The organism is Paenibacillus glufosinatiresistens, assembly GCF_031470375.1.
Taxonomy (GTDB): domain Bacteria; phylum Bacillota; class Bacilli; order Paenibacillales; family Paenibacillaceae; genus Paenibacillus_AQ; species Paenibacillus_AQ glufosinatiresistens.
This window is the reverse complement of the sequence record NZ_JAVFHT010000005.1, coordinates 209,364-218,152: the sequence shown is the minus strand read 5'-3', so window position 1 is coordinate 218,152 and position 8,789 is coordinate 209,364. Positions and strand designations below refer to the sequence as shown.

Sequence of the window (8,789 nt, the reverse complement as noted above, 5' to 3'; positions counted from 1 at the left end):
GTACCTTGATTAAAACACAAATGACCCACAAGAGGGGTCACTTTTTTCAAAGTGTCCTTCTTGTGGGTCACAGTTCAGTAGAGACGCGGGTCTTTGTGTTGCAGGTCACGCTTGCCGGAGAGAGCCGTGTTCAGCCGGGGCGGATTGAAGCGTCTACTGGCCGCCGCTGCCGCCGTGCTCTCCGTTGTGGCTGCCGGGAGCGTAGCCGGACTGGAATACGAAGAACCACATCACGCCAAAGCCTACAGCACCGATCAAGGTTAGGAAGCCGCCGAACTCGTACATGTTCTGGGCGCCGAAGTTCTGGAACAGCCACCCGCCCAGCACGCCGCCGGCTACCCCGGCAATGCCGCTCCAGCCCAGCGTGAAGAAGGCATGGCCCGACGAGCGGAAGGGGCGCGGGAGCAGCAGCCGGGTCAGCTGCGCGCCGACATAGAAGAAGCCGCCGAACGTAATGCTGTGCATAATCTGGATCAGGGCAACTTCACGCGGCGTCGTCGCCTGGGCGGTGAGCCACCAGCGGAAGACGAACAGCAGGCTGACGAGCGCGAGCCATCCGAGCAGCGCCGGCACCGAGCGCCGCAGATAGCGTTCACACAGCTTCAGCACGCCGATCTCCAGAAAGGCGGACAGGAAGACGGCCAGTCCGACAATGGAACGGGAGCCGCCCATGTCGGTGATATACAGCGACAGGAAAGTCGTGTTCATCGTGTTCGGGATGGAGACGAGCAGTCCGAAGATCAGGAACGACAGGAAATACGGATTGCGGATCACTCTGCCGATTCCCCGGAACGGATTGGGGGCCACGGCGAATCCGCCGCTGCCCCGGCTCAGGGGGGGCAGCGCGGCGAGCGACAGCATCGCCGCCCCCAGGAGAGCGGCGAAGAGGAACGCCAGCGACGAGATTCCCGCCCGCTCCAGAACGGGACCGGCCAGCAGCGCCGTCAGCGCCCAGCCGACCGATCCCCACAAGCGGAAGGAGCCGAAGGGGCGTCCGGTATCGCTGATGTAGCTCAGCGTCAGCGTATGGGTCTGGGCCAGCAGCGGCGTCTGGCAGAAATAGAACAGCAGCATGGCCGTATAGAGCGTTTCATATGTATGGGCGCCGAAGGCCAGCTCTGCGAACAGAAGCGTGCCGGTCAGCATCATTAGAACGATTCGCCGGACATGGGGGTAGCGGTCGCTCGACAGTCCCCAGAACGGATTGGCGAAGATCGAGACCAGCGGGCCGAAGGCCAGCAGCAGGCCGATCTCCAGCTTGTTCAAGCCCCTGTCCTGGAGGTACAGCGGAAAATAAGTGGCGAACAGCACCATAGCGCCGTAGACAAAGAAAGTGAACCCTTTCAGAACAAAGGGCGAAGAGGATTTATCCGGTTCTTCCCGCACCACGTAATGCTCCTTTCACATGCGGTTTCGGCATCTGAAATCCCGCTGCGTCTCCCGCAGACGGACAGCCGATGCTATCACTGTATCATTAGTTGAAAGGGGATACAAACCAACAATTATCTAAATTTGTGCTTGGCTGGATAACAAGGACGCATTCTTGCCACAATCACCGGAGGAGGAAGCGGGGACAAGCGCGCCCCGGGCGCAGGGCTTCGGGGCGTATGTCATAACGGGGAGGGAAGGCGGTGCGGCCGGAGAGGCTGCAGGCCTCCCCTATCCGCCGATTTGCGACATCCGCCGCGCGGTCGGCGTGCGGCTCTGATCCTTGCCGGCCAGGGCCAGCGCCATTTCATGGCTGAGCGGCTTGCCGGCCAGCGCGGTGCGGAACAGGGCGCGGACCGCCTCCGGATCGGAGGCGAGCGGGCGGACGTGGTATTCGTCCGACCAGTACAGACAGGCCTTGATATGGCCGTCGGCGGTAAGGCGCAGCCGGTTGCAGCCCTCGCAGAAGTGCTCGCTGACCGGGTGAATCAGGCCGAATGTTCCGGCCGCGCCCGGGACGCGGAGATCCTGCGAGGGGCCGCCCCCGGCGGGAGCTTCGGCCGCTTCGGCCGCCCAGCCGGCATCCCGGCAGGCCTGGGCGACGCGCTCCAGCGGCAGATAGGTCTGCCGCCAGGCATCGGAGGCTTCGCCGATCGGCATATATTCGATGAACCGCACATGCAGGGGGCGGTCCAGCGTCAGCGAGATGAAGTCGGCGATCTCGTCATCGTTGATGCCCTTCATCAGCACGACGTTCAGCTTGATCGGGGCAAGGCCGGCGGCCTGGGCCGCTTCAATCCCCTTCAGCACCCGGGCGACATCGCCGCCCCGGGTAATCCGGGCGAAGCGGTCGGGCCGGAGCGAATCCAGGCTGATATTGACGCGGGCGAGCCCGGCTTCCTTCAGCGCGGCCGCCTTGCCGGGGAGCAGCAGGCCGTTCGTGGTCAGCGACAGCTCCAGGCCGCTGTCTATGCCGGCCAGCATGGCGACCAGCCGCTCCAGTCCGGGCCGCACAAGCGGCTCGCCGCCGGTGAGGCGGATTTTGCGGAGGCCGGCCGGTACGAGGGCGCGCACGACGGCGGCGATCTCGTCATCGTCCATGATCTGCTCGGAGGGCTGGAATGCCATGCCCTCGGCGGGCATACAATATATGCAGCGAAGGTTGCAGCGGTCAGTCACAGAGATGCGCATATAGTCGTGTACCCGGCCGAATGAATCTGTTAGCGCGTCCATGTCAGGTCCTCCCTCGTCTGCTGCCGGGCGTTGTCTGCCATCCCGGTTGGTTGGTACAAATTTTAATCTCTTCGCGCAGGGCCGTCAATGCGGAGCGCCGTTTTTCATCGCCATGCACAATGCGGACGGCGGAGGCCAGAAGAAGGAGAATTTGACAGTCCTGCGACAAATGAAAGCGTTTTGCCATAGAATAGTCATGAAAAGCGCTTACATTACCGTTTATAATGAAAACAGGAACAGGCGGTTCCCTAATTCCGCGCTGTTTCGTACAGATGACCGGCGGGCTTAAGGTCCGGCAAGCGATATGGAATGGGGTACGGAAGCTCGCGGGCCTCCCGCAACCGCCGGGTACACACAAGGAGGAAACCAATCATGACTTCACGGAATGCCCCTTCACTTGTTGTGCCGGATGCCTGCGAACGCTGGCTGGAAGGCAGAGGTTCCCTGTATCAGCTGTATGCGGAATTTCTCGGCCGGAGACCGAAGCTCTCCATGATCGCCGAATGGAGCCTCGACCGGCGGATCGGAGCGCTTCTGGACGGATTGGACAGCGGCCGGGAGCTGAGAAGTTGCCTGTACACCCGGAATGCGGGCGATCTGCCCGGCATTTGGGAACGCGAGGCCCAGGAGTACGACCGTCTGACGAGCCTCCGGGCAGCCGGACTGGCGGCGGCCCGGGAATCGGAGCTGCGCGGCGAGAAAGAGGATTTCTGCAATGTGCTCTCCGGCATCTATGCCGAATCGGGCATTGTATTCAAGAAATGCGGCGCTGAAGCCGATGACCATATTGCGATTGAGCTGGAATTCATGAGTATTCTCCATGAAGAAATGATGTTCAACAGCTTCTCGGTACGAAGCGCTCTGGAACGGCTGGAGACCCAGGAGAGGTTCCTGGAGGAGCACCTGCTGCTGTGGGCGCCCGGCTTCTGCGCCAAGCTGACCGCTGCAACGGAGAGTCCGCTGTACCGGGGACTGGCCCGTCTGCTGGAAGAATTTCTGCCTTATGATCTGGAAATGCTGCGCTCCTGGAGAGCGGCGCTGGAAGCGGGTTCGGCGGCTCTGGTCTGACGGCTGTCCCGGCCGCGTATCCGGGAACGAACGATAACGGCAGGGCCCTTGGAGGCTCTGCCGTTTGTTTGCGTTCGGCTTTCGGGTCTATAATGGAGAGAATAGGGGAGAGGGGGATGAGAATGGGACTGTATGTCGGTCTGGATATCGGGACGACCAGCACCAAGGTTTTTGCTTACGATGAACAAGGGAATATACGCGGAAGCGGACAGTCCGGGTATTCGCTGCTGGTGCCGGAGCCCGGGAGAGCGGAGCAGCGTCCGGACGATATCGTCCGGGCGGTGACTGAAGCGTTCCGGTTGGCCAAAATCGCCTCCGGCGCCAAGGCCGGCGACATCGCGGCCGTTGGAGTCAGCACCGCCATGCACTCCTTGATGGCGGTCGACGGCGACGGCCATCCCCTGACGCCGCTTGTGACCTGGGCGGATAACCGCAGCGCCCCCCAGATCGGGGAGCTGAAGCGCCGGGGGCTGGACCGGCGGCTGTATGAGCTGACGGGAACGCCGGTGCATCCGATGTCTCCGCTCGGGAAGCTGCTGTGGTGGCGGGAGAACCAGCCGGAGATGTTCGCGAAGGCGGCCAAATTCATCTCCATTAAAGAGTACGTATTCCATCGCTTCTTCGGCACGTATGCGCTCGATATCTCGCTCGCTGCGGCCACGGGGCTGCTGCGGGTGGAAGGCGACGACTGGTGCGAGGAAGCGCTGGAGATTGCGGGCGTCGGCCGGGAGCGGCTCGGCGAATTGATGCCGGTCACCCAAGTGCTTAGGGGAATGCGCCCGGAAGCCGCGGAGCGCTGCGGCCTGCTGCCGGAGACGCCGTGGATTGTGGGAGGCAGCGACGGCGCGCTGGCCAATATCGGCTCCGGCGCGGCGGATTACCGCAGTACTGCGGTCACGATCGGGACCAGCGGAGCCGTGCGGCGCTTCGCCCCGAAGCCGGTAACGGACCCGCAGGGACGCACCTTCTGCTACGCCTTCGGCCAGGACCGCTGGCTGATCGGCGGACCGACGAACAACGGCGGAATTGCGCTGCGGTGGTTCAAGGAGCAGTTCATGCCGCCGGAACCGCCGGCAGGCGCCGGATCGGGCGCCGGACTTCCGGCCCAGGACCGCAGACAGCACCGGGGACGGCAGCGGAGCGGTCCGGTGCGAACCCAGGCTGCGCCGTCGGTCAGCCGCGGCTCGTTCGATGAGCTGATCGAGCAGGCGCTGAGCGTGCCTCCCGGTGCGGAGGGGCTGCTCTTCCTGCCGTACCTGAGCGGCGAGCGCGCGCCGCACTGGGACCCCAGCGCCCGCGGCGTGTTCGCCGGAGCGGGGCTGCACCATGAGCGCCGGCATTTTGCCCGGGCGGTGCTGGAAGGCGTCCTGCTGGCCGTCGACAGCGTCACCTCGGCGCTCGCCGAGCTGGCAGGTCCGCCGGAGCGGCTGCTGGCTTCGGGCGGCTTCGCGGCTTCGCCGGGCTGGACCGGCCTGCTGGCCGATATTTCCGGTGTCCGCATTGATGTGCCGGACACCTATGAAGCTTCCGCCCGGGGCGCGGCCATTCTGGCGATGCTGGGCATGGGCGCGATCACCTCGCTGGACGAGCTGGGTGGCGAACTGCCGATATTGCGCAGCCATCTGCCCGATGAACGGAGACGGGCTGTCTATGAGCGGGTCAAGCCGGTGTTCCGCCGGCTGTATGACCGGCTGGAGCCCGTCTTTCCGGAGCTGGCCGCGCTGCAGACGGCGCCGGATGCGCAGCGTCCGGCACGCGGATAGAGTTCAAAAAAGCCAACCCCGAATGATAAGGGGTTGGCTTTTTGAGTTCCGGTTCTCCGACCGAAGGTTCAGAACCGGCGGCCGGGCGGTAATTATTCTTCTGTAGTCTTGCGGCGGAACTTCATCAGGAACTCGTAGACGATCGGGACGATCACCAGCGTCAGCAGCGTCGAGCTGACGAGGCCGCCGATAACCGTTACGCCGAGACCCTTGGAGATGATGCCCGCGCTGTTCTCAAGCCCGGTAACCAGCGGCAGCAGCGCGCCGATGGTCGCAAGCGCCGTCATCAGAATCGGCCGCAGACGGGTGCCGCCGGCTTCCAGAAGCGCTTCGCGGGTCGACAGACCTTCGCGCTCCTTGTGGATGACGCGGTCAATGAGCACGATGGCGTTCGTGACGACAATCCCGATCAGCATCAGTGCGCCCATGAGCGCCGAGACGTTCAGCGTCTCGCCTGCGATCAGCAGCGCCACGAGCGCGCCGATGACCGTGAACGGCAGCGAGAAGAGGATGGCGAACGGCGCCAGCGCCCCGCCGAAGGTGACCACGAGGACGAAGTATACGATGGCGATGGCTGCCAGCATGGCAATGCCGAGCTGGCCGAACGTCTCGTTGATCTGTTCGGTCACGCCGCCGTAAGTGACGGTCACGCCGTCCGGAAGCTCCAGCTTGTCGATCTCATCCTGTACCTTGCCGGAAGCGCTGTTGACGTCGCTGGACAGGATATCGGCCGTGACGCTGACCGTCATCTTGCCGTTCAGGCGGGTGATGGAGTCCGGCGAAGTGCCTTCCTCCACCTTGGCTACGTCGCCGATCCGGACCGGAACGCCCAGCGGGGACGTCAGCGTAGCATCTTCCATCTGGTCGATGCTGGTGTAGGTGGTGGCGTCGGTGTCGATATAGACGTTGTAGTTCTTGCCGTCCACCTTCACTTCCGTCAGGACCGGGCGGGTGCCCGCAGGAGCGAGCTTCATCGCAATCTGTCCGGCCGTCAGACCGAGCGAGCTGAGCTTCTGCTGGTCGGCGACGATGGTGTACTGCCCGTAGGACTCGGACAGGCTCGTCTCCGCGTCCTTGAAGTTCTTCGTGTCTTTCTGGACGATGCCGAGAATCTGGTCGGCCACCGGCTTGAGGTCCTCCAGCGAATCGCCGAAGATGTTGACGGTCAGCGACGAGCCGCCCAGACCGCCTCCGGACATGCCGGACATGTCGCCCCAGGTGCCGTCCGGCACGCTCTCGGTCAGGCCTTCGACCAGCTTCTCCTTCACTTTGTCAAAATCAGGCGTATTGCTGTCATATTCGATGTAGAACAATCCGCTGTTCCCGCCGCCGAAGCCGAACATGCCGCCTCCGCCGATGGAATACTGCATCTGGCTGACATGGTCCTGGGCCAGAATGTACTTCTCGGCCTTCAGCCCTTCTTCCTTGACGTCTTCCAGCGTCTGTCCGGCCTTCGGAGAGAAGGTCAGGATCACGTTCTTTTCTTCCTGGGAGGGCAGGAAGCTGACGCCGATCGGCTTGATGAGGAAGAGGCTTCCCACCAGCAGCAGCACGGCTGCGCCGAAGGTAATCAGCTTGTGGTTCAGCGTCCAGTTCAGAATCTTGCGGTAGCCGCCGGCCAGACGGCCCGGCTTCTCTTCATGGTTCCGCTTGTTCTTCAGACCCTTGCGGAACAGCGAGTGGGCCATCGCCGGCACGAGCGTGATGGCAACCAGCAGCGACGCCAGCAGCGAGAAGACCATCGTCAGCGCGAACGGCAGGAACAGTTCGCCGACCATGCCGCTGACAAAGGCGAGCGGCAGGAAGACCGCGATGGTGACGATCGTCGAAGACATAATCGGCACGAACATTTCCCGCGTGGCTGCGCTGATGAGCTCGCGGCCGCGGAGCTTCTCGCCGGAGAGCGTGAGGCGGCGGTAGATGTTCTCGATGACGACAATCGAGTCGTCGACGACGCGGCCGATGGCAACGGTCATGGCGCCGAGCGTCATCATGTTCAGGGTGATGTCCATCTGGCGCAGACAGAGCATGGCGATCAGCAGCGACAGCGGAATCGAGATGATCGAGATCAGCGTCGAGCGCAGATTGCGCAGGAAGATCAGAATGATGATGACGGCGAACAGGGCGCCGAAGGCGGCCTTGGACAGCATGGTGTTGACCGAATCCTGGATTGGCTTGCCCTGGTCGAGCAGAATATCCAGGTTAATATCCTTGAATTGGCCTTTCAGCTTGTCGATCTCCGACTTGACGTCGTTGACGACTTCGACCGTATTGGCGTCGTTATCCTTCACGATCTGGATGCCGATGGATTCCTTGCCGTTGGTGCGGGAGACGGATTCGGACTGGCCGATAACCTGAATGTCGGCGAGGTCGCCCAGCTTGACCGTCGGCAGGCTGAAGCCGGCAGGCGTCTGTCCGGCGGCAGAACCGGCTCCGGCATTGGCGGCCCCGGCGGCGGCTCCGGCATTGCCGGAAGCGCTGGCAGCTCCGGCGGCAGAACCCGCGCCCGAACCGGCAGCGGCACCCGATCCCGCGCCCTGCGGGATAATCGGAATGGCGACATTCTTGAGGTCATCGACGGTGACAATGTTGCCGTCAATCACGACCGCCTTCTGCGACTCGTCCAGGGTGAACAGGCCGAGCGGCGCATGAACCGACGAGCCCTGGATGATGCCCTTGACCGTATCTTCGGTCAGGCCGTACTGCTTCAGCTTGTCGGGATGGAACTTCAGGCTCACTTCCTTGACGTACTGGCCCGAGATCTGCACAGAAGCAACGCCGCCCAGGTCTTCCAGCGCCGGGCCGATGTCGTTCTCGGCGATTCGCGTCAGGCTCTCCAGATTCTGCGATCCGTTGGACGACAGGCTCAGGGAGATGACCGGCAGCGAGCTCAGGCTGAACCGGGTGATGGTCGGCTTCTGGGCGCCGTCCGGCAGCTTCACATCGTTGATCGCCTCGCGTACGGCGGCGGTGGCGTTGTCCAGGTTCGCGCCGTAGTCGAATTCAATGGTGACATTGGAGGCATTCTCCATCGAAGTGGAGTTGATGTTCTTGATGCCGTCCACATTGCGCAGCCGCTGCTCCATCGGCTTGCTGATGTCGTTGACGACGCCCTCGGGCGCGGCCCCCGGGTAGACGGTGGTGACGTTCAGAAAGGGAATGCTGATGTTCGGCAGCGTCTCCTGCTTCATCGTCAGGGCGCTGTACATGCCCCCGAATACGACGATGATCGTCAGGAGCCAGACGGCGAACTTGTTCTTCAGGGAAAACTGGATCAGGCTCTTCATAAAGTAAGGT

At 62.9% G+C, this 8,789-nt stretch carries 5 protein-coding genes; 2 read left to right on the top strand and 3 right to left on the bottom strand.

From position 1 onward, the window contains the following. Window positions 1–153: 153 nt before the first annotated feature. Complete coding sequence (locus RBI05_RS08775; protein ID WP_310550805.1) at window positions 154–1,386, bottom strand: MFS transporter; 1,233 nt, start codon at window positions 1,384–1,386, stop codon at window positions 154–156. A 273-nt stretch (window positions 1,387–1,659) separates the two neighbouring features. Continuing rightward, a complete protein-coding gene (moaA, locus tag RBI05_RS08770) occupies window positions 1,660–2,661 on the bottom strand; it encodes a GTP 3',8-cyclase MoaA (protein ID WP_310550804.1) in 1,002 nt (333 codons plus the stop codon). Window positions 2,662–3,033: 372 nt separating this feature from the next. On the opposite strand from moaA, the gene RBI05_RS08765 reads away from it, so the two are divergent. Next, window positions 3,034–3,729 carry a TorD/DmsD family molecular chaperone gene (locus RBI05_RS08765; RefSeq protein WP_310550803.1) on the top strand — a complete coding sequence of 232 codons (696 nt, stop codon included), beginning with the start codon at window positions 3,034–3,036 and terminating at the stop codon, window positions 3,727–3,729. A gap of 116 nt (window positions 3,730–3,845) precedes the next feature. Beyond that, window positions 3,846–5,492, top strand: coding sequence for a gluconokinase (locus tag RBI05_RS08760; RefSeq protein WP_310550802.1), 1,647 nt, complete (start codon window positions 3,846–3,848; stop codon window positions 5,490–5,492). 92 nt (window positions 5,493–5,584) lie between these two features. Here the strand turns inward: RBI05_RS08760 and RBI05_RS08755 are convergent, their stop codons facing one another. Beyond that, window positions 5,585–8,779, bottom strand: coding sequence for an efflux RND transporter permease subunit (locus RBI05_RS08755; protein WP_310550801.1), 3,195 nt, complete (start codon window positions 8,777–8,779; stop codon window positions 5,585–5,587). Window positions 8,780–8,789 lie beyond the last annotated feature (10 nt).